General features: G+C 70.7%; 20 protein-coding genes. 8 read left to right on the top strand and 12 right to left on the bottom strand.

Going from position 1 to position 19,366, the window contains the following annotated elements; translation table 11 throughout:
- The first annotated feature begins 108 nt into the window (after positions 1 to 108).
- Entirely contained in the window at positions 109 to 648 is a 540-nt protein-coding gene (def, locus tag Q2K21_RS20560; RefSeq protein ID WP_310773036.1) for a peptide deformylase, read from the top strand.
- Positions 649 to 836: 188 nt separating this feature from the next.
- On the opposite strand, the gene Q2K21_RS20555 is transcribed toward def, so the two are convergent.
- Positions 837 to 1,481 (bottom strand): TetR/AcrR family transcriptional regulator, encoded by a 645-nt coding sequence (locus tag Q2K21_RS20555; protein ID WP_310773034.1) that lies wholly within the window; start codon positions 1,479 to 1,481, stop codon positions 837 to 839.
- Positions 1,482 to 1,670: 189 nt separating this feature from the next.
- Between Q2K21_RS20555 and Q2K21_RS20550 the strand changes: the two genes are divergently transcribed.
- Entirely contained in the window at positions 1,671 to 2,897 is a 1,227-nt protein-coding gene (locus Q2K21_RS20550; protein WP_310773031.1) for an acyl-CoA dehydrogenase family protein, read from the top strand.
- A gap of 56 nt (positions 2,898 to 2,953) precedes the next feature.
- On the opposite strand, the gene Q2K21_RS20545 is transcribed toward Q2K21_RS20550, so the two are convergent.
- The 8 genes from Q2K21_RS20545 to Q2K21_RS20510 all read right to left on the bottom strand — a co-directional run bounded on the left by Q2K21_RS20545 (position 2,954) and on the right by Q2K21_RS20510 (position 11,371).
- Positions 2,954 to 4,201, bottom strand: coding sequence for an RNA-guided endonuclease InsQ/TnpB family protein (locus tag Q2K21_RS20545; protein ID WP_310773028.1), 1,248 nt, complete (start codon positions 4,199 to 4,201; stop codon positions 2,954 to 2,956).
- Between the two features lie 265 nt (positions 4,202 to 4,466).
- Entirely contained in the window at positions 4,467 to 5,006 is a 540-nt protein-coding gene (locus Q2K21_RS20540; RefSeq protein ID WP_310773025.1) for a cupin domain-containing protein, read from the bottom strand.
- A gap of 7 nt (positions 5,007 to 5,013) precedes the next feature.
- On the bottom strand, positions 5,014 to 6,228 hold the full coding sequence (locus tag Q2K21_RS20535; RefSeq protein ID WP_310781143.1) for a cytochrome P450: 1,215 nt from the start codon (positions 6,226 to 6,228) through the stop codon (positions 5,014 to 5,016).
- A gap of 37 nt (positions 6,229 to 6,265) precedes the next feature.
- Complete coding sequence (locus Q2K21_RS20530; RefSeq protein ID WP_386275826.1) at positions 6,266 to 7,396, bottom strand: type III polyketide synthase; 1,131 nt, start codon at positions 7,394 to 7,396, stop codon at positions 6,266 to 6,268.
- Between the two features lie 253 nt (positions 7,397 to 7,649).
- Complete coding sequence (locus Q2K21_RS20525) at positions 7,650 to 7,886, bottom strand: DUF6213 family protein (protein WP_310773019.1); 237 nt, start codon at positions 7,884 to 7,886, stop codon at positions 7,650 to 7,652.
- 25 nt (positions 7,887 to 7,911) lie between these two features.
- Complete coding sequence (locus Q2K21_RS20520; protein ID WP_310773016.1) at positions 7,912 to 9,297, bottom strand: NADP-dependent succinic semialdehyde dehydrogenase; 1,386 nt, start codon at positions 9,295 to 9,297, stop codon at positions 7,912 to 7,914.
- 68 nt (positions 9,298 to 9,365) lie between these two features.
- The gene (locus Q2K21_RS20515; RefSeq protein ID WP_310773013.1) at positions 9,366 to 9,836 is read right to left on the bottom strand and encodes an NUDIX hydrolase; all 471 of its coding nucleotides are present in this window, start codon (positions 9,834 to 9,836) and stop codon (positions 9,366 to 9,368) included.
- A complete protein-coding gene (locus tag Q2K21_RS20510; RefSeq protein ID WP_310773009.1) occupies positions 9,833 to 11,371 on the bottom strand; it encodes an ATP-dependent DNA ligase in 1,539 nt (512 codons plus the stop codon). The genes Q2K21_RS20515 and Q2K21_RS20510 overlap by 4 nt, the downstream gene beginning before the upstream one ends.
- Before the next feature lie 139 nt (positions 11,372 to 11,510).
- Here Q2K21_RS20510 and Q2K21_RS20505 point away from each other — a divergent pair, with 139 nt between their 5' ends.
- The 6 genes from Q2K21_RS20505 (at position 11,511) to Q2K21_RS20480 (ending at position 16,826) form a co-directional block, all read left to right on the top strand.
- Positions 11,511 to 12,134, top strand: a complete 624-nt coding sequence (locus tag Q2K21_RS20505) for a helix-turn-helix domain-containing protein (protein ID WP_310781138.1) — start codon at positions 11,511 to 11,513, stop codon at positions 12,132 to 12,134.
- A gap of 87 nt (positions 12,135 to 12,221) precedes the next feature.
- The gene (locus Q2K21_RS20500) at positions 12,222 to 13,199 is read left to right on the top strand and encodes an NADPH:quinone oxidoreductase family protein (RefSeq protein ID WP_310773006.1); all 978 of its coding nucleotides are present in this window, start codon (positions 12,222 to 12,224) and stop codon (positions 13,197 to 13,199) included.
- Positions 13,196 to 14,413, top strand: coding sequence for an acyl-CoA dehydrogenase family protein (locus Q2K21_RS20495; RefSeq protein WP_310773004.1), 1,218 nt, complete (start codon positions 13,196 to 13,198; stop codon positions 14,411 to 14,413). The genes Q2K21_RS20500 and Q2K21_RS20495 overlap by 4 nt, the downstream gene beginning before the upstream one ends.
- On the top strand, positions 14,410 to 15,483 hold the full coding sequence (locus Q2K21_RS20490; RefSeq protein WP_310773000.1) for an acyl-CoA dehydrogenase family protein: 1,074 nt from the start codon (positions 14,410 to 14,412) through the stop codon (positions 15,481 to 15,483). Before Q2K21_RS20495 ends, Q2K21_RS20490 begins: the two co-directional genes overlap by 4 nt.
- Positions 15,484 to 15,665: 182 nt before the next feature.
- Positions 15,666 to 16,529, top strand: coding sequence for a phosphatidylinositol-specific phospholipase C/glycerophosphodiester phosphodiesterase family protein (locus Q2K21_RS20485; protein WP_310772997.1), 864 nt, complete (start codon positions 15,666 to 15,668; stop codon positions 16,527 to 16,529).
- Between the two features lie 102 nt (positions 16,530 to 16,631).
- Positions 16,632 to 16,826, top strand: a complete 195-nt coding sequence (locus Q2K21_RS20480; protein ID WP_310772994.1) for a hypothetical protein — start codon at positions 16,632 to 16,634, stop codon at positions 16,824 to 16,826.
- Between the two features lie 48 nt (positions 16,827 to 16,874).
- Here Q2K21_RS20480 and Q2K21_RS20475 read toward each other — a convergent pair whose 3' ends face one another.
- The 3 genes from Q2K21_RS20475 to Q2K21_RS20465 all read right to left on the bottom strand — a co-directional run bounded on the left by Q2K21_RS20475 (position 16,875) and on the right by Q2K21_RS20465 (position 19,279).
- Positions 16,875 to 18,059 carry a phosphodiester glycosidase family protein gene (locus Q2K21_RS20475; RefSeq protein ID WP_310772991.1) on the bottom strand — a complete coding sequence of 395 codons (1,185 nt, stop codon included), beginning with the start codon at positions 18,057 to 18,059 and terminating at the stop codon, positions 16,875 to 16,877.
- Positions 18,060 to 18,179: 120 nt separating this feature from the next.
- Positions 18,180 to 18,536, bottom strand: a complete 357-nt coding sequence (locus Q2K21_RS20470; RefSeq protein WP_310772987.1) for a DUF779 domain-containing protein — start codon at positions 18,534 to 18,536, stop codon at positions 18,180 to 18,182.
- Positions 18,537 to 18,583: 47 nt separating this feature from the next.
- Complete coding sequence (locus Q2K21_RS20465) at positions 18,584 to 19,279, bottom strand: alpha/beta fold hydrolase (RefSeq protein WP_310772984.1); 696 nt, start codon at positions 19,277 to 19,279, stop codon at positions 18,584 to 18,586.
- Positions 19,280 to 19,366 lie beyond the last annotated feature (87 nt).

Genomic DNA, 19,366 nt, shown 5'->3' with positions numbered 1-19,366 from the left:
CCTGTCCCGGCAACGTGTGGCCCTCAGCCTATCGAGATCCACTCACGCACCCGAATCCCGGCACCACCCCGTCGCCCGCGCGACATTGAGGACCGTACCCTGGCCGCCATGCGACACCGCTCCATCCAGGGCGCCCGAGGGCGCGTCAGACCCATCACACTGCTCGGCGACGACGTGCTGCGCACACCGTGCGCGGAGGTCACCGACTTCGGCCCCGAACTGGCCCGGCTCGTCGAGGACATGTTCGCCACCATGTACGCCGCCCAAGGGGTCGGTCTGGCCGCGAATCAGGTCGGCGAGCCGTGGCGTGTGTTCGTGTACGACTGCGAGGACGACGAGGACGTCCGTCATCTGGGGCATGTGGTGAACCCACGGCTCGTCGAGGCTGACGGTGTGGTGCTGCGCGGGCCGGAGGGGTGCCTGTCCCTGCCGGGGCTGGAGGCGGGGACGGAGCGGTACGACCATGCCGTCGTGGAGGGCTTCACGGTCGATGGCGAGCCGGTCACTGTGCACGGCACCGGGTGGTTCGCGCGGTGCCTGCAGCATGAGTGTGATCACCTTGAGGGCCGAGTCTACGTGGATCACCTGGCGGGGTGGCGCAAGCGGAAGGTGTTGCGCCAGGCCGCGCGGGCGCCGTGGGGGCGTTAGCCCGGCGGGCGGCTGCGGGTTCGTCGTGGTTGCTCGCTCCCCCAAGTTCTCGGCTTCTCCCCCAAGCTCTCGGCTTCGCTCGAGCAGGGGGGACCCCCATGAACAGGGGGGACCCCCATGAACAGGGGGGACCCCCATCGCGGCGGAGCCGCACAGCGAACACGGCCCCGCGCCCCTTACGAGCGGTTTCAGAACCCTGGGCCGCCGATGCGGTCCCCGGCCGCGGCCAGCCGACCCCACAGCAGGTCCGCCAGGCTCCGCACCAACTCCGCCCGCGAACAAGGTCGCTCGCCCAGCCACCAGTCCCCGGCCGCGTGCATCATGCCGACGATGCCGTGGCCCCAGACCCGGGCCAGCTGGTGGCTGTCCGGTCCGAGGTCCAGCCGTTCCTCGATGACCTGGGCCAGCTCCTCGCCCATGCGGCGCAGCAGCGGGATGGAGTGCCGGCCCGTGTCGAAGCCCTGGTCGCTCTGGGAGCCGCCCTCCGCCGGATGCATCAGGAAGCGGTACACCTGCGGCCGTGCCTCGATCGCCGCGAGATAGGTGTCCAGCGTGGACTCGACCCGCTCCCGCCGGTCGGCCGGGGCGTCCAGTGCCGCCCGCAGCGAGGCGAGCAGGGCGTCCGTGTGGCGTTTGGCGAGTGCGGCGTACAGTCCGCCCTTGTCGCCGAAGTGGCGGTAGAGAATCGGTTTGGTGATGCCGGCCTCGGCGGCGATGGCGTTCATCGAGGCCCCCGGGCCGTCGCGCAGCACCACTCGGTCGGCGGCCTCCAGCAGCTCTCGCCGTCGGTGGTCGGCGGACCGCTGCTGATCGGCCCGCTGCCTGGTGTCCATGATCTCTCCCCACCCGTGCTGTATCGGTGACGCCTGCGCAAACTAACACTGAAAGGCAGGTCGGTATCGAACGAGCTGCCGACCACCGGCCGAAGGCCTTCGGTCCCGGCTCGGGAGTTGACTTTCCTACTGGTGAGTAACAGACTGCGGTTACCGCAAGTAACACGTTAGCGCAGTGCTGGAGGGGACATGGCCGAGTTCACCATGGAGCTCAACGACGAACAGAAGGAGGTCCGGGACTGGCTGCACGGCTTCGCCGCCGATGTGATCCGCCCCGCGGCCGCCGAATGGGACGAGCGTGAAGAGACTCCCTGGCCGGTCATCCAGGAGGCCGCGAAGGTCGGCATCTACTCCCTCGACTTCTACGCCCAGCAGTACTTCGACCCCACCGGCCTCGGCATTCCCATGGCCATGGAGGAGCTGTTCTGGGGCGACGCGGGCATCGCGCTCTCCATCGTCGGTACCGGCCTCGCCGCCGTGGGCGTCCTCGCCAACGGCACCGAGGAGCAGATCGGCACCTGGATCCCCCAGATGTACGGCGACGCGAACGATGTCAAGGTGGCCGCCTTCTGCTCCTCCGAGCCCGACGCCGGCTCCGACGTCGCCTCCATGCGTACGCGTGCCGTGTACGACGAGGCCAAGGACGAGTGGGTGATCAACGGCACCAAGACCTGGGCGACCAACGGCGGCATCGCCAACGTCCACGTGGTCGTCGCCGTCGTCGACCCGGAGCTGGGCTCCAAGGGCCACGCCTCCTTCATCGTCCCGCCGAACACGCCGGGCCTCGCCCAGGGCCAGAAGTTCAAGAAGCACGGCATCCGCGCCTCCCACACCGCCGAGGTGGTCCTCGACAACGTCCGCGTCCCCGGCTCCTGCCTGCTCGGCGGCAAGGAGAAGCTCGACGAGCGCCTCGCGCGTGCCCGAGAGAAGGCCAGGGCGGGTGGCGACCGGGTGAAGAACGCGGCCATGGCCACGTTCGAGGCGTCCCGCCCGGCCGTGGGTGCGATGGCCGTGGGCACGGCACGGGCCGCGTACGAGGTGGCCCTCGACTACGCGAAGACGCGTGAGCAGTTCGGGCGGCCGATCATCGACAACCAGGGTGTCGCCTTCCAGCTCGCGGACATGCGCACCCAGATCGACGCGGCCCGTCTGCTGGTGTGGCGGGCCTCCTGGATGGCGGTCAACGGCAAGCCGTTCACGGCGGCCGAGGGGTCCATGTCGAAGCTGTTCGCGAGCGAGACCGCGAAGAAGGTGACCGCTCAGGCGGTCCAGATCCTCGGGGGCAACGGGTATACCCGGGAGTACCCGGTGGAGCGGATGCATCGCGATGCGGCTATTTACACGATTTTTGAGGGTACGAGTGAGATCCAGAGGTTGGTGATCGCGCGTACGTTGTCGGGGATGCCGATTCGTTGACTTGCTCCTCGGGCTGAAGCCCGAGGATTCTGGCCTTCCGGTCCGGTGCTGTGCCGCTACGCGGCACGGGCTCCGGACCGGATTCCATGGCTTCCTGCTTCACCGCGCGGTGCCGGAACATGTTCCGGTCTTGCCCGCGCTCCACAGGCTGTCACCGCCAGTCCGGCGGCCTTGATGTTCTTCGCGGCATTGTGGTCCCGGTCGTGGACCGTCCCGCACGCGGGGCAGGTCCACTCCCGCACGTGCAGGGGCTTGGGCCCGTCCTTGATCCCGCAGGCGGAGCACACCTGGCTGGTGGGCTCGAACCGGCCGATCGTGACAAACGTCCGGCCATAACGTGCCGCTTTGTATTCGAGCATGGCCACGAACGCGGACCAGCCTGCATCACTCTTGCCCAGCCTGGTACGCGCCAGTGCCTTGACCGCCAGGTCCTCCACCGCGACCGCTTGGCTCTCGCAGATCAGCCGGGTGGAGAGCCGGTGGTGGAACTCGCGGCGCGCGTCAGCCACCTTGGCGTGGGCGCGGCCGACCTTCAGCCGGGCCTTTTCCCGGTTCTTGGATCCCTTCTGCTTGCGGGACAGCTCCCGCTGGGCCTTCTTCAGTTTCTTCTCGGCGCGGCGCAGGAACCGCGGGGAGTCGATCTTCGTGCCGTCGGACAGGACGGCGATGGGGGTCCCCCCGGACGGAGTCTGGGGGAGGGTCAGGCCCAGGTCGATGCCGAGGGTGCTGTCGGGGTCCGGCTCGCGGAAGCGGGTCCGGTCCTGCTCCGGGTCGGTGTCGATGACGAAGGAGGCGAAGTATCGCCCGGCCGCGTCCTTGATCACCGTGACGCTGGAGGGGATGGCGGGCAGCGTGCGCGACCAGCGCACTTTCACCTCGCCGATCTTCGGCAGCAACAGCCTTCCGGTCTCGTTGATCTTCCAGCGCGCGTTCGCGGTGAACCGGACCGCCTGCCTTTCGTCCTTGCGGGACTTGAAGCGGGGTGCCCCTACCCGCGCTCCTTTCCGGGCTCCCTTCAGGGAGGCGAAGAAGTGCCGGTAGGCGCTCTCCGCATCCCGCAGCGACTGCTGGAGCACCACCGCCGACACCTCGCCCAGCCAGTGCCGCTCACGGGTCCTCTTCGCCTCGGTGACCAGCGTCCTCGACAGCACCGCCGCCGTGGGGAACGCCTCCCCCGCCGCCCGCGCCCGCTCCCGCGCCGCGATCGCGTCGTTGTACACCACCCGCGCGCACCCGAACGCCCTCGCCAGCGCGCTGCGCTGACCCGGCGTCGGATCGAGACGGAAGGCATACCGAAGCTGCACGATCCGGACGCTAACACCAGCCACCGACAGCCCGGGACGGATCAGCCGAATCCAGCTCCGCCGGAACGATTCGGCGACGCTCCGCGTCGCCGCGTCCAGATTCGCTTCACCACCGGCGTGAACGCCGGTGCACTGCGAATGAATCCCGGTAGCGCCGTGGCGGGTGCCTACGTGATGCGGCCTGCGGGCCGTTCGTGGCTGATCGCGCCCACGTGGCGGAGCCGCATATCGACACAGCCCCGCGCCCCCGTAGGGGCGCTCCGGCTCACCGGTGTTTCAGAGGCGTGAGTTGTTCGATGTCGTAGCGCTTCCGTAGCGCCTCGATCGCCTCGTGATCCGGCGGGCCCCCCGTGCCCAGGATCTCCAGCAGCTCCTCGAAGTACTGCTCGTGGTCCGGCGGCGGGGACGCCTGGAAGAACATCTTCGCCGGGGTTTCCGTGGGGTTCGCGAAGGCGTGCGGGCAGCCGGGCGGTACCACGATGACCGTGCCCGGCGTCGCCCGGACCACCCGGCGGCCCGATCCCGACTCCCACTTCTGCCAGTTGTCGGGAGTCCGCACGCGCGGCTCGAAGGCGAGCACGTCCAGCTCGCCCTCGAGTACGTAGAACAGTTCCTCGCTGCGTGTGTGCACATGTGCGCCGACGTCGAAGCCCGGTGGCACGATCACCTCGAAGGTGGACGCCATGCGCGAGTGCGTACCGGTCACCTTGAACGTCACGTGCTGGGCCGGCGTCCGGACGACCCGGCCGTGGCCCGGCGGCACGAACAGGCCTTCCGTCGCCATCGGCTTCTCAGTCGTCGTCATCGGTCGCTCACCACGTCACGGGCAGGGCCTCGGGCCCGCGGATCAACGCGCCCTTCTTGAACGGCACCTGCTCCGGCGGCACCGCGAGCCGCAGTCCCGGCACCCGGTCCAGGAGCACGTCCACCAGCAGTTCGGCCTCCAGCCTGGCCAGCATCCCGCCCGGGCAGTAGTGCGGACCGAAGCCGAACGCCACATGGGGGTTGGGGTTGCGCCCGAAGTCGATCGTCTCGGGGTCCGGGAAGACGTCCGGGTCGCGGTTCGCGGCCAGATACGACACGTACACCGCGTCGCCCGCCCGGATCCGTACGCCGTTGATCTCCACGTCCGCCGTCGCGATCCGGGACAGTCCTACCGCGTTGCGGTGCGGGACGTACCGCAGCAGCTCGTCGATGGCCTGGGGCCGGATCTCCGGCTCCGCCCGCAGCCGCTGCGCCAGGTCCGGGCGGGTCAGCAGGATGTAGAACATCTGCCCGGTGTTGTTGGTGACCGCCTCGCCGCCGATCTGGAGGAGCACGGCGAGCCCCACGGCCTCGTCCAGCGTCACCTCGCCCCGGCCCAGAGCGGCGCCGAGCAGCGAGGCGACGTCCTCGCCGGTGCTTCCCTCGCGGATGCCGATGAGGTCGGCGAAGTACGCGCTCATCTCGTCCTTGGCCTTCTCGCTGACCTTCGCGCCGTGCGAGGAGGACAGGATGAGCTGGGTCCAGATGTGCATGTTCTGCCGGTCGGCGGCCGGGACGCCCATCAGCTCGCAGATCACGGCGATGGGGAAGGGGCCGAGGACCGCCGCGGTGAGATCGGCGGGGGGCCCGTCCTGGAGCAGCTCGTCCACGAGTTCGTCGAGCATCCGCCGCGACTTCTCGCGCACCCGCTCCACGCCGCGCGCCGTGAAGGCCGCGGCGACCGAGCGGCGCAGCCGGGTGTGGTCGGGTGGATCGAGGAAACCGACCGCGCCGCGCCGCGGGATGAAGTGCGGGGCGAGCCGGGTGACCGGCCGGTCCATGACCGCCTCACGGCTGAACCGGGGGTCGTTGGTCACCAAGCGCACGTCGTCGTAGCGGGTGACCAGCCAGGCCCAGCCGTCGCCGTTGGGCAGCTGGATCCGGGTGACCGGGCCCTCTTGCATGAGGTCGGTGAGGACAGGATCGAAGTCCACGCCGGTCAGGTCGGGAGCCGGCCACTGGCGGACCGGCGGCATGGTCTCGGTGATCGTCTCTTCGGTCATCTCACACGCCGCCTCGCTGTCCGTCTCGCTCGTCATCTCACTGCTTGCCGTTCTCGGAGATGTGCCAGCGGCCCAGGGCCATCTCCGCCGTGATGCCCGGCCCGAAACCGGCCAGCAGCCCGCGCGCCGTGTGCTCGGCGCCGCCCGCCTCGAAGAGCCGGCGCAGTGCGTCCAGGACGACGGCACTCGCGATGTTGCCGTACTCGGTGAGCGTGGACCGGCTGAACCGGAAGGCCTCCGGCGGCACGTGGAGGAACTTGCTCAGGTCGTCCAGGATCCGCGGGCCGCCCGCATGGACGATGTAGAAGTCCAGGTCGGAGGCGTCCCAGCCATGCTGTTTCGCCAAGTCCTGAAGCGCCGGGGCGAGCGGTTCCATCGTGGTCGGCACCCGCTTGTCCAGCAGGAAGTGGAATCCGGTGGCCCGGACGTCGTACGCGATCCACTCCTCGGTCTTGGGGATCAGGTACGAGCCGTTGCGTTCCAGCTTGATTCCGGTGCCGCCCTTGCCGCGGACGACCGCGGCCGCGATGCCGTCGCCGAACAGGCCGTTGGACAGCAGCGAGCCGACACCGAGGTCGGTCGGCTGGTAGCACAGCGAGCAGAACTCACAGGCCACGATGAGGGCGTTGGCGTCCGGGTAGGCCGTGCAGAAGTCGTGCGCCCGGTTGATGGCCGCGCCGCCCGCGGCGCAGCCCAACTGGGCGATGGGTATCTGCCGGGTGTCGGTGCCGAAGTCCATCGTGTTGATCAGCCACGCCGTCAGCGACGGCATCATGAACCCGGTGCAGGACACGTAGATGATCACGTCGATGTCGCCGGTGAGCAGTTCGGCGTCGTCCAGCGCCCGCTGGACGACCGCGGGGACGCGGGCCTTCGCCTCGGCCTCGTAGAGGTTGTTGCGCTCCTCGAAGCCCGGGTGCTTCAGGGTCTCCTCGATGGGCTGCACGATGTGCCGGGTACGCACCCCGGTGTTCTCGATCAGCCGCAGTGCCAGCGGCAGTTGGGGGTGGTCCGGGTGGCGGGAGCGCGCCAGTTCGAGCGTCTCCTCCATCGTGATCACATGTTCCGGAACGGAAACCGCGGGTCTGCACAGAGTCGCCATGGAGCGCGCCTTCTTTCGCCTTGGCGGGGGGCTCTTCGCCCCCCGGCGGAAGGGGGGTTCACCCACACGCGGGTGTTCACCCACGATCGCCCGGCCTCGCGGGGATATCTCGTCGGGTTACTCCACTCCAGCGATCGACAGAGAGTGAGGAGGTGTGTGCGCACGGTGATGAAGTCGAGGTCGGAGGAGGTGTGTCGATGGTGCGGACGGGCAGGGAACTGCCGAGCCGGGGGCGTGCCCCGTCAGGGGCGCGGGGAACTGCGCGACCCGCCACAAGTGACCCGCAGATCACGGATGGCCGACAGTCGTACGGCGCTCTCTAGCGAAGCGAACCGCTGCTGTGGGCGATGCACGCCACGTCGATCCGATCGGCAAGCTTCGCGAGCTCGATCGTCAGCGCGGCCACCGTATCCTCGTCCAGTCCCTCCGCCCCGGCCTCCACCAGCCGCAGCCACCGCCCGCCCAGCGTGCGCAGCAGCTTGCTCACATCCGCGGCCGCCACCTGCAAGGTCCCGCGGTCGTCGACGATCAGAGGCAGGGTCACTTCGCGGTTCACAGGGGGGATCGTAGTCGCGGAACGCTCACGCCCCGTGCCATACGGTGGTGATGTTGCAGAACTCGCGGATTCCGTGGCCGGACAGCTCCCGGCCGTACCCGGACCGCTTGACCCCGCCGAACGGGAACGCCGGGTGGGACGCCGTCATCCCATTGACGTACACGCTGCCTGCCTCCAGATCCCGTACGAAACGGTCGATCTCGATACCGTTGTGCGTCCAAACGTTGGAACTCAGCCCGAACGGCGAGTCGTTCGCGAGCGTCACCGCCTCGTCGAGGTCGGCGGCCCGGTAGAGCGTGGCGACCGGCCCGAACGCCTCCTCCTGATGGATGCGCATCCCGGGGGTGATGTCCGCGAGGACGGTCGGCGGGTAGTACCAGCCGGGCCCGTCGGGGCGCTCGCCCCCGCACAGCACCGTCGCACCGCCCTCGACCGCGTCGACGACGAGTTCTTCCAGGTCGGCGCGGCCCCGCTCACTGGAGAGCGGCCCGACCTGGGTCTCCTCCGCCATCGGGTCGCCGACCTTCAGTGCCTTCATCCCGGCCGTGAACCGCTCGGCGAAGGCGTCGAACGCGTCCGTGTGCACGATGAACCGCTTGGCGGCGATGCACGACTGCCCGTTGTTCTGCACCCGCGCCGTCACCGCGACCCTGGCCGCCTTGTCCAGGTCCGCGGACGGCATGACGACGTAGGGATCGCTGCCGCCCAACTCCAGGACCGTCTTCTTGACCTCGTCCCCGGCGACCGAGGCGACGGCCCGGCCCGCCGGTTCGCTGCCGGTGAGCGTGGCGGCCTTGATCCGCGGGTCGCGCAGGACCTTCTCGACGGTGCCGGAGCCGATGAGCAGGGCCTGGAAGCAGCCCTCGGCGAAGCCCGCCCTACGGAACAGGTCCTCCAGGTAGAGCGCGGTCTGCGGGACGTTCGAGGCGTGCTTGAGCAGCCCCACGTTGCCCGCCATCAGCGCGGGCGCGGCGAACCGGACCACCTGCCACAGCGGGAAGTTCCACGGCATCACGGCGAGCACCGGGCCGAGTGGCCGGTAGCGCACGAGCACCTCGTAGGCGCCCGAGTCCTTCACGTCGGATTCGGCAGGCTCCTCGTCGGCGAGCAGTTCTTCGGCGTGGTCGGCGTACCAGCGCATCGCCTTGGCGCACTTCGCGGCCTCCGCGCGGGCCTGTGTGATGGGCTTGCCCATCTCGGTGGTCATCACCCGGGCGATGTCCTGCTGGTCCTCGTCCAGCAGGGCGGCCGCCTTGTTCATGCGCAGGGCGCGTTCGGCGAACGTGGTCGTGCGATGGGTGCGGAACGCGGTCTCGGCGGCGGTGAGCCTGCGCTCGATCTCCTCCGCGCCCAGGGCTTCGTACGTCTTGAGTGTCTCGCCGGTCGCCGGGTTCACGGTCGCGATGGGCATGACAGGCCTCCTGTTGAACAGGCTGTGATTCGACATTCCCGCGCGCAGGCGGCAACCGCAACGCGGGTTTACTCCGAGTGCTCCGCAAGCCGGTCGAGAAACGCCGCCTGCGCCTTCACGATCACATCCCGCGCCCGGTCGAGGCCGAACCACTCCACGCGGTCCAGCTCGGGGAACTCCTGGCGGCGGCCCGACTTCGGCGGCCACTCCATCGTGAAGGTCCCCGGCCGGATCGTCGCCGGATCGAGGTCGGCCTCGATCGCCCAGGCCGTGACGATCTTGCCGTTGGTCTGCCGGACCTCGCCGAGCGGGACGGCCTCCCCGTCGGGCGGCGGGAGCCCCAGCTCCTCCTGGAACTCCCGGCGGGCGGCGTCCCAGGAGGGCTCGTCGGGCTCGTACTCGCCCTTGGGCACGGTCCACGCGCCGGCCTCCCGGCGGGCGAAGAAGGGGCCGCCCATATGGCCGAGCAGGACTTCCGGACCGTGATCGGTGTGCCGGTACAACAGGAGGCCCGCACTGCGCTTCTCCTGCTTGGTCATGGGATCACCTCGGGGTGGGCGGCCAGCACCGTCTCCACGGTGTCGGCCTCCTGAGGCCTCTTGTCCTCCCGGTAGCGCACGACCCGGGCGAAGCGCAGGGTGACCCCGGCCGGGTAGCGGGTCGACCGCTGCAGCCCGTCGTACGCGATCTCGACGACGAGCTCGGGACGCACGGTCACCACCCAGCCGTTGTCCTCGACGGCCAGTTCCCTCAGCCGCTCGGTCTGCCAGGCGAGCATCGCGTCCGTCATCCCCTTGAACGTCTTGCCGAGCATCGCGAAGGAGCCGTCCGGGTTGCGGGCGCCGAGGTGCAGGTTGGAGAGCCTGCCGGTGCGGCGGCCATGACCCCATTCGGCGGCCAGCACCACCAGGTCGAGCGTGTGCACGGGCTTGACCTTGAGCCAGGAGGCACCCCGTCGGCCCGCGCTGTAGGGGGCGTCCAGGGATTTCACCACCACGCCCTCGTGCCCGCGCCCCAAGGTCCGAGCGAGGAAGGCCTCCGCGGCACCCGCGTCCTCGGGCCCGCGCACGAGCGTGCGCCGCACCCGCATCGGCTCCGGTACGAGCCGGGCCAGCTCGGCGTGGCGGTCCGTGAACGGCAGGTCCAGCAGGTCCCGGCCGTCCACGGACAGGGCGTCGAAGAACACGGACGAGACGGGGACGGCCGCGGCGGCCGTCGCCACGTCCACCCGGGAGCCGACGCGCCCGGAGATCTCCTGGAAGGAGCGCGGCCGCCCGTCCTCGTCGAAGGAGATGACCTCGCCGTCCAGGATGAACCGCTCGCCCGCCAGCGCCAGGGCGGCGGAGGTGACTTCGGGCAGCCGGTCGGTGATGTCGTCGAGGGTGCGGGTGTGGATCCGTACGTCGTCGCCGTCCCGGTGCACCTGGACCCGGATGCCGTCGAGCTTCTCCTCGACGGCGCACGCGCCCAGTTTCCGGACGGCCTCGGCGACCGAGGCCGCGGTCTGCGCGAGCATCGGCAGCACCGGGCGGCCGACCGTGAGCCGGAACCTGTCGAGGGCCCCGGGGCCGTCGGCGAGCAGGGCCTGCGCCACCGTCTGGAGCGACCCGGCGAGCATGACGGCCCGCCGCACGTCCGCCGGGGGCGCGCCCGTCGCCCCGGCCAGCCCCTCCACGGCGACCGCCTCCAGCGCACCCTGCCGCACCTCACCGGTGAGCAGCCCGAACAGGTACCGCTGCTCGTCCGCGGTGGCCGCCGCCAGCATCTCGCCCACCAGCCGCCTGCGTTCGCCCTGCGAGCCGGCGCCCGTGACGGAGCCGATCTCCGTCAGCCGGGCGTCCACGTCACGCACGGTGAGCGTGGGCTCGACGGCCGGCGGAATCCGCTGATCGAGGAGCTTCCAGCCGATGCCGAGCCGCCCCTGCGGCAGGCGCCCCGCCAGATACGGGATGACGATCGGCACGTCCTCCGCTTCGGCGTCCCGGAACAGTTCACCGAGCAGCGCGATCTTCCGGGACCGCGCCGAGGTGGCGGCGACCTCCTGCGACACACGGGCGAGCCGGGCGAACAGCATGGGCCCATGGTGCTACGGAGGCGTCGCGTCCACACCCGCACGGCGGTGTTCTGTCGACACCCCGATCTGCTGCATTGACAAACCCGCTTGCCGAAACTGCAATGCCGCCATGACTAATGCCGCCGTGACTAATGCCGCCATGACTAATGCCGCCGTGACTAATGCCGCCGTGAGTGATGCCGCCGTGAGTGACGACACGGACGAGGTTCTCGCGGGCGTCGGCCCCCGGCTGCGACGGATACGCAAGGAGCGGGGTGCCACGCTGGCCGGTCTGTCGGAGGCGACCGGCATCTCGGTGAGCACCCTCTCGCGGCTGGAGTCCGGCCTGCGCAAGCCCTCCCTGGAGCTGTTGCTGCCGATAGCGCGCGCCCACCAGGTGCCGCTGGACGAACTGGTGGGTGCCCCACCCGTCGGCGACCCACGGGTGCGCGCCAAGGCGATCGTGCGGCACGGGCGCACGTACTGGCCCCTGACCCGGCAGCCCGGCGGACTCCAGGCCTACAAGGTGCTCGAACCGCAGCGGACATCCGAACCGGATCCGCGTACGCACGAGGGCTACGAGTGGCTGTACGTGCTGTCCGGGCGGCTCCGGCTGGTGCTCGGGGAGCACGACGTGGTGCTCGGGCCCGGGGAGGCGGCCGAGTTCGACACCCGCGTACCGCACTGGTTCGGGTCGGCGGGGGAGGGGTCGGCGGAGTTCCTGAGCCTGTTCGGGCCGCAGGGCGAGCGGATGCACGTACGCGCGCGACCCGCCCGTTCGTGACGCACGCGACTGTTCCCTGATGGGCAAGCGACCGCTTAGTATGCGACGGACCCGGTCGGACGACGACGCAGTGCGTGGAGGCCCCGCATGCAGGCATGGCAAGTGCACGAGAACGGTGAGCCGAGTGAGGTGATGCGGCTTCACGAGGTGGAGCGGCCCACGCCCGGCGACGGCCAGGTCCTGCTGAAGGTGCTTGCCGCGAACATCAACTTCCCGGACGCGCTGATGTGCCGGGGCCAGTACCAGGTCAGGCCGCCGCTGCCGTTCACACCGGGGGTCGAGATCTGCGGCGAGACCGAGGACGGCCGCCGCGTCATCGCCAACCCGGCGCTGCCGTACGGCGGATTCGCCGAGTACGCCGTCGCCGATGCCGCCGCGGTTCTGCCCGCGCCGGAGTCGCTGGACGACGCCGAGGCCGCGGCGCTGCACATCGGCTACCAGACGGGATGGTTCGGACTGCACCGCCGGGCCCGCCTCGAAGCGGGCGAGACGCTGCTCGTCCACGCCGCCGCCGGAGGGGTCGGCAGCGCGGCCGTGCAGCTCGGGAAGGCGGCCGGCGCCACCGTCATCGGCGTCGTGGGCGGGGCCGACAAGGCCGCCATCGCCCGGGAGCTGGGCTGCGACGTCGTCATCGACCGCCGTTCCGAGGACGTCGTCGCCGCCGTGAAGGAGGCCACCGACGGCCGGGGCGCCGACGTGATCTACGACCCGGTGGGCGGCGAGGCCTACGCGCAGTCCGCGAAGGTCGTCGCCTTCGAGGGCCGGATCGTCGTCGTGGGCTTCGCCAGCGGCACGATCCCCAGCCCGGGACTCAACCACGCCCTGGTGAAGAACTACTCGATCCTCGGCCTGCACTGGGGCCTGTACAACACCAAGAACCCGAAGCTGGTCCTGCACTGCCACGAACAGCTCGCAGAACTGGCCGCCCGGGGCGCCATCAAGCCGCTGGTGAGCGAGCGGGTACCGCTGAGCGGGGCCGCGGCCGCCGTGCAGCGCGTCGCCGACGGTGTCACCACCGGCCGCGTCGCCGTGGTGCCCGCGCTGGAGAACGGAGCCGCCGCATGACCGACATAGCCGAACTCCAGCGCCGCACGGCACAGTTGCTGGACGCATATCCACCCGCCACGACCGAACGGCTCGACTTCCTCAAGGCCCGCTTCGACGCGGGGCTCGCCTGGGTCCACTACCCCGAGGGCCTCGGTGGCCTCGGCGCCCCGCGCTCCCTCCAGGCCGTCGTGGACGCCGAGCTGGAGGCCGCGGGAGCGCCTGACAACGACCCCCGGCGCATCGGGATCGGCCTCGGCATGGTCGCGCCGACGATCCTGCGCTACGGCACCGAGGAGCAGAAGCAGCGGTACCTGAGGCCCCTGTGGACGGGCGAGGAGGTCTGGTGCCAGCTGTTCAGCGAGCCGGGCGCCGGGTCCGACCTGGCCGCGCTCGGCACCCGCGCCGTCCGCGACGATGGGGGCCCCTCCCGCTCGAGCGAAGCCGAGAGTGGGGGAGACTGGGTGGTCAACGGGCAGAAGGTGTGGACCTCCAGCGCCCACCTGGCCCGCTGGGCCATCCTCATCGCCCGCACCGACCCGGACGTGCCCAAGCACGCCGGCATCACGTACTTCATCTGCGACATGACCGACCCCGGCGTCGAGGTCCGTCCGTTGCGGCAGGTCACCGGCGAGGCCGAGTTCAACGAGGTCTTCCTCACGGACGTCCGCATCCCCGACTCCCGCCGCCTCGGCGAGGTCGGCGACGGCTGGCGGGTCGCGCAGACCACGTTGAACAACGAACGTGTCGCCATCGGCGGAATGCGGCTGCCCCGCGAGGGCGGCATGATCGGCCCGGTCTCGAAGACCTGGCGCGAGCGCCCGGAGCTGCGCACCCACGACCTGCACCAGCGCCTGCTCAAGCTGTGGGTCGAGGCCGAGGTCGCCCGGCTCACCGGCGAACGCCTGCGCCAGCAGCTCGCCGTCGGGCAGCCCGGCCCCGAGGGCGCCGGCATGAAGCTCGCCTTCGCCCGCCTCAACCAGGAGATCAGTGGCCTGGAGGTGGAACTCCTCGGCGAGGAGGGGCTGTTGTACGACGACTGGACCATGCGCCGCCCCGAACTGGTGGACTTCGTCGGCCGGGAGGCCGGCTACCGCTACCTCCGCTCCAAGGGCAACAGCATCGAGGGCGGGACCAGCGAGGTCCTGCTGAACATCGTCGCCGAGCGCGTCCTGGGCCTGCCCGCCGAGCCGCGCACCGACAAGGACGTCGCCTGGAAGGACCTCGCCCGATGACCGACCTGCTGTACTCGGAGGAGGAAGAGGCGCTGCGCGCCGCCGTCCGCGACCTGCTCACGGACCACTGCCACGCCGCAGGCGTCATAGCCCGCACCGAGTCGGACGCCCCGCACGACCTCGCCCTGTGGAAGGCGCTCACCGACGGCATGGGCCTCGCCGGGCTCCTGGTGCCCGAGGACCGGGGCGGCCAGGGCGCCACGCACCGCGAAGCCGCCGTCGTCCTGGAGGAGCTGGGGCGCGCGGTCGCTCCCGTGCCGTATCTGACCAGCGCCGTGGTGGCGACGGAGGCCCTGCTGGCCTGTGAGGACGACGAGTTGCTCACCCGGCTCGCCGCCGGGCGCACGATCGGTGTGCTCGCCGTCGGGCTGCATGTCGCCCCGGGGGCCGCCCTCAAGACCGCACGACTCGAAGACGGCCGTCTTCACGGCGAGTTGACCGGGATCGCGGACGCGGTCGCCGCGGATGTGCTGCTGGTGCCCGCGGACGACGGCGGGCTGTACGCGGTGGACGCGGACGCGGTGACCGTCGCTCCGCAGGTTTCGCTGGACCTGACTCGTCCCCTCGCGACCGTCACCCTCGACGGTGCCCCCGGCCGCCGCCTCGGCGCCGCCGAACCCGCCGTACGACGGGCCCTGCGCGCCGGAGCCGGACTGCTCGCCTCCGAACAACTCGGTGCCGCTGACTGGGCGTTGACCGAGACGGTCCGGTACCTCAAGGAACGCAAGCAGTTCAACCGGCCCGTGGGCGGCTTCCAGGCGCTCAAGCACCGGCTCGCCCAGCTGTGGCTGGAGGTCGTCAACCTCCGGGCCGCCGCCCGCAACGCGGCCGACGCGCTCGCGACCGCCGAGGACGTCGACGTGGCGGTCGCCGTCGCCCAGGCCTACGCGGCCCCCGTCGCCGTGCACGCCGCCGAGGAGGCGCTGCAGCTCCACGCCGGCATCGGCATGACCTGGGAACACCCGATCCACCTGTACCTCAAGCGGGCCAAGGCGGACTCCATCGCCTACGGAACGGCGGGCGCCCATCGCGAGGCCCTGGCCGAACTGGTGGACCTCCGGGCTCCCTGACGTACACCCGGAACACCCCTGAAGAAGCCCGCCCCACCTGGGGCGGGCTTCTGCGCGCATTGCTCCGGTGAAGTGAACAGAGGGCGGCGGTCCGGCCAACTCCCCGCCTGAGCGGGCCACTTGGTCCCCGATCGAACGCATACTCCCTTCGGTCCCATACGGCCGTACCAGGGAGGCAGAGCATGGCCCTCACCACCCGTCGCAGAGCCCTCACCACCTTCGGCGCCGCCCTCGCGGGCACGGTCGCGCTGCCCGCCACCCAGGCATGGGCGGGCGGCGGCCATCACGGCCCGCGTCCGCTGTGGCGCGCCCACGCCCACAACGACTACGAGCACCCGCGCCCCTTGTTCGACGCCCTCGACCACCGCTTCGGCAGCGTCGAGGCCGACATCTACCTGGTCGGCGACCAGCTCCTGGTCGCCCACGACCCCGTCGAACTCGACCCGAACCGCACCCTGGAATCCCTCTACCTCGACCCGCTCGCCGCGCTGGTCAAGGCCAACCATGGCGCAGTGTACCGGGGTTGGCGCAGACCCTTGCAGCTCCTCATCGACATCAAGACCGAGGGCTCGTCGACCTATCTCGAACTCGATCGCCATCTCCGCCGCTACCGGCACCTGTTCACGACCTACGCGCACGGACGCGTGTACCCGGGTCCGGTCACCGCGGTCATCTCCGGTGACCGCGCGGCGCGTACGCCGATGGAGGCGCAGTCCGTGCGGCGCGCCTTCTACGACGGCCGTCTCGCCGACCTCGGCAGCTCCGCGCCCGCCACCTTCATCCCGTTGATCAGCGACAACTGGACGCTCAACTTCAGCTGGCTCGGGGCGGGCCCGTTCCCCGACGCCGAGCGGCAGAAGCTGCGCGACATCATCGCCCGGGCGCACACGAGCGGGCAGACGGTGCGCTTCTGGGCCACGCCCGACACCGCGGGCCCGGCCCGGGACGCCCTGTGGGGCGAACTGTTCGACGCGGGCGTCGACTACTTCAACACGGACGACCTCGCGGGCCTGGAGGCTTTCCTCGACGCCCGCCGACAGTCGTAGAACCACCCGTTCGGAGGACACGTCAGCCGCCCGCACCAACCCTCCGCTACGCCACACTTGCGGCCGAAAGCCGCGATGTGGGCGTGGCGGAGGAGGTTGACGATGGCTATTTCCATCTCTGTGGTGCTGCTGCTCCTGATCATTGTGGTGATCTTCCTGCGCAACGGCGCGATGAAGATCTCGCACGCGATCGTCTGTATGCTGCTGGGCTTCTTCCTGGCCAGTTCGAGTATGGCCCCGACCATCCACCAGGGGCTGGTCGCGACCGCGCAGATCGTCGGCAGCCTGCGTCCTTGACCCTCAGGAGACTGCCCCTCAGGAGACTGCCCCTCAGGAGACTGCCCCTCAGGAGACGGAGAAGACCCCGATTCCGTTCGCGACCGGGCGTTCGGCACCCCCGCTCGGGTGGTTGCGCACGGTCGCCGCGCTCGCGCCCGGCGCCCGGGCCACCAGCGTCGTGGAGCCGCCGCCGTCGAGGTTGAAGCCGTCCGTGGCGCCCAGTTTGCTCAGGACCGCGGCGACTTCGGCGAGCGTGAGGCCGCCGCGGTAGCCGGGCGCGCCGTCGAGAGCGAGGAGCAACAGGCGGTGGCCGCCGTCCCCGATGCCCACCGCGGTGCGCAGGGTCGACGTCGTGTCGTCGAGGCCGGACAGTGGAGTGCCGTGCCGCAGCACGGGAAAGCCGCCGAGGGCGAAGAGGTACGAGACCCGGGACGAGGCCGCCACCAAGCGGTGGCGCACCTGCACCGGTTGCCCCTTGAACAGCTTGCGCAACTGACGCGCCCCCGCCTCGCGGCCCACCAGGACCGTGGTCCCGGCGGCGATGGGGCCGCTGCCCGGCCGGTCCGCCGTGGCGACGACCCGGCCCCCTCTGATCGTCACCTCGTACGTGTCCGCGCTGCACGGCGCGCTCCGAAGGGTGTCGGTGCCGCAGGTGGCCCGCGCCCGAGAGACGCCGCCCCAGTCCGAGGTGTACGCCCCGATCGACCCCTGCGGCAGCGCGTACTGGTTGAACCCGCCGAGCGGCAGCCGGCCCTGGGCCGTGGTCACGGAACCGCTCAAGGTCAGTCGGTCGAGGCGGGCCGTGCGGTCGGTGCCCACCCCGAGGACGTCCTTCGTGGTCGCACCGCGTGGCAGGGCGGGACCGAAGCGCTGCCCGTCCGGCACGGCGGCCTTGAGCGTGTGCCCGTTCGCGATCGCCGGTCCGTCGGCGGAGCCGGTCACCGCGACTCCCGGATGCTGGGTTTCGCTGATGTGGAAGAAGTCGCCGTTGATCCCCGCGACCGCGCCCTGGGCGGCGGCGAGCCGCGAGACCGTGGCCCGCGCCGCCACGGCCCCCGGATACAGCAGACGGACCCGTACGCGCGCGTCGCGCAGGTCGAGGCTGAGCACGTGCGCGCGGGCCACCCTCTTGGCCACGGAGATCTCGTACTGGCTGTACTGGATGCCCGGCGCGATCGTCCTTGTCCGCTGCACACCGGTGGCCGGTGCCGCTCCCACGAGGGTCGCACCGGCCAGCGCGCTCCATGCCACGAGGACCGTCAGTAGCGTTCTGAACCGTCTGTCACGACGTGTCACAGATCCCCCTGATGTCTTGTCAACTTTCACAGGACTCAGGGGAAGTGCACCAGACTGCGGTGTTCTGTGCGGGGTTCAGGATCCGACGACGCGGGAACGGATGAGAAAACGCACTCCTTCGGGTGCTTCCAGCGAGAAGCCGCTGCCACGGCCGGGCACCACGTCGACGATCAGCCGGGTGTGGCTCCACACCTGATACTGACTCCTCGACATCCAGAAGCCCACCGGTTCGTCGACCCCCTCGACGGCGAGTTCCGCGAGCAGCACGTCGGAGTCGCCGGTGCGGAACTCGCCCGCCGGGTAGCACATCGGGGCGCTGCCGTCGCAGCAGCCGCCGGACTGGTGGAACATCAGCGGTCCGTGGACCTCGCGCAGCCGCCGCACCAGTTCGGCGGCCACGGGGGTCAGCTCCACGCGCGGAATCATGTCCATGGTCACGTGCTCCATCCCAGCGAAGGACACGTTGCAACGACGTTGCGTCAGATCCAGCCGCCGAGCGACGCCATGAACCCGTCGAAGTCGTCGCGGAAGATCGTGTGACCCGCGCCGGTGACCGTACGGACCTCGAAGCCGCGGGTACGCAGCAGCGCCGCGTCCTGCGGGCCGGTGAGGAAGCTGGGGTCGGCGAGCTGGACCAGCGACGGTACGACCGGCTCGGCGGGCAGGAAGTCCCGCAGCGGGCGGCCGCCGAGGAAGCGGGAGGTCTCGGGGTCCCACGCCTTCAGGGTGGCCAGTTCGACGTCGATGTCGGCCGGGTCCCAGTGGGGGCTGATCCCCACGACCTCCGCACGTGTGCGGTGTCTGGCGGCCGCGAAGACCGCCGGGTCCACGTCCTGGCCGGGCCGGGCCGAGGACCAGGCCGGGTCCGAGTAGACGGCGCGCCGGGGCCGCAGCCGCCCGACGGCCAGGGACAGCGCGAGCCCGCCCAGCGAGTGCCCGATCGCCACGTCGGCGCCCTCCGGGAGGGTGTCGACGAGGTCGTCGGCGAACAGTTCGGGGCTGTACGGGCCGCGCGGCGACCCACCGTGGCCGCGCAGATCGACCGCGACGACCCGGTAGCCGAGGTCCGCGAGCGCCGGACCCACCCGGCGCCAGGTGCGGGAGTCGGACATGATGCCGTGCACGAGCAGGGCGGTCCTGTCGCCGCCGCCCCACTCGCGGATGCTGAGCTGCACGTGCTCCCTTTCGTGTCGTCGCACGTACCAACCGGACGCCTCTCGCACGTTACCGACCGGGCGTGCTGTCGAACGTACCGACCGGGC

Origin of the sequence: Streptomyces sp. CGMCC 4.7035 (genome assembly GCF_031583065.1) — a bacterium.
Taxonomy (GTDB): Bacteria; Actinomycetota; Actinomycetes; order Streptomycetales; family Streptomycetaceae; genus Streptomyces; species Streptomyces yaanensis.
The sequence above is the reverse complement of the archived record's forward strand: the minus strand, read 5'-3'. Positions and strand labels throughout refer to the sequence as shown.

Excerpts from the sequence above, each read along its gene's own strand:
- def (WP_310773036.1), top strand. The coding sequence starts at position 109 with ATGCGACACCGCTCCATCCAGGGCGCCCGAGGGCGCGTCAGACCCATC.
- Q2K21_RS20555 (WP_310773034.1), bottom strand. The coding sequence starts at position 1,481 with ATGGACACCAGGCAGCGGGCCGATCAGCAGCGGTCCGCCGACCACCGA.
- Q2K21_RS20550 (WP_310773031.1), top strand. The coding sequence starts at position 1,671 with ATGGCCGAGTTCACCATGGAGCTCAACGACGAACAGAAGGAGGTCCGG.
- Q2K21_RS20540 (WP_310773025.1), bottom strand. The coding sequence starts at position 5,006 with ATGACGACGACTGAGAAGCCGATGGCGACGGAAGGCCTGTTCGTGCCG.
- Q2K21_RS20535 (WP_310781143.1), bottom strand. The coding sequence starts at position 6,228 with ATGACCGAAGAGACGATCACCGAGACCATGCCGCCGGTCCGCCAGTGG.
- Q2K21_RS20520 (WP_310773016.1), bottom strand. The coding sequence starts at position 9,297 with ATGCCCATCGCGACCGTGAACCCGGCGACCGGCGAGACACTCAAGACG.
- Q2K21_RS20515 (WP_310773013.1), bottom strand. The coding sequence starts at position 9,836 with ATGACCAAGCAGGAGAAGCGCAGTGCGGGCCTCCTGTTGTACCGGCAC.
- Q2K21_RS20510 (WP_310773009.1), bottom strand. The coding sequence starts at position 11,371 with ATGCTGTTCGCCCGGCTCGCCCGTGTGTCGCAGGAGGTCGCCGCCACC.
- Q2K21_RS20505 (WP_310781138.1), top strand. The coding sequence starts at position 11,511 with ATGACTAATGCCGCCGTGACTAATGCCGCCGTGAGTGATGCCGCCGTG.
- Q2K21_RS20500 (WP_310773006.1), top strand. The coding sequence starts at position 12,222 with ATGCAGGCATGGCAAGTGCACGAGAACGGTGAGCCGAGTGAGGTGATG.
- Q2K21_RS20495 (WP_310773004.1), top strand. The coding sequence starts at position 13,196 with ATGACCGACATAGCCGAACTCCAGCGCCGCACGGCACAGTTGCTGGAC.
- Q2K21_RS20490 (WP_310773000.1), top strand. The coding sequence starts at position 14,410 with ATGACCGACCTGCTGTACTCGGAGGAGGAAGAGGCGCTGCGCGCCGCC.
- Q2K21_RS20485 (WP_310772997.1), top strand. The coding sequence starts at position 15,666 with ATGGCCCTCACCACCCGTCGCAGAGCCCTCACCACCTTCGGCGCCGCC.
- Q2K21_RS20480 (WP_310772994.1), top strand. The coding sequence starts at position 16,632 with ATGGCTATTTCCATCTCTGTGGTGCTGCTGCTCCTGATCATTGTGGTG.
- Q2K21_RS20470 (WP_310772987.1), bottom strand. The coding sequence starts at position 18,536 with ATGGACATGATTCCGCGCGTGGAGCTGACCCCCGTGGCCGCCGAACTG.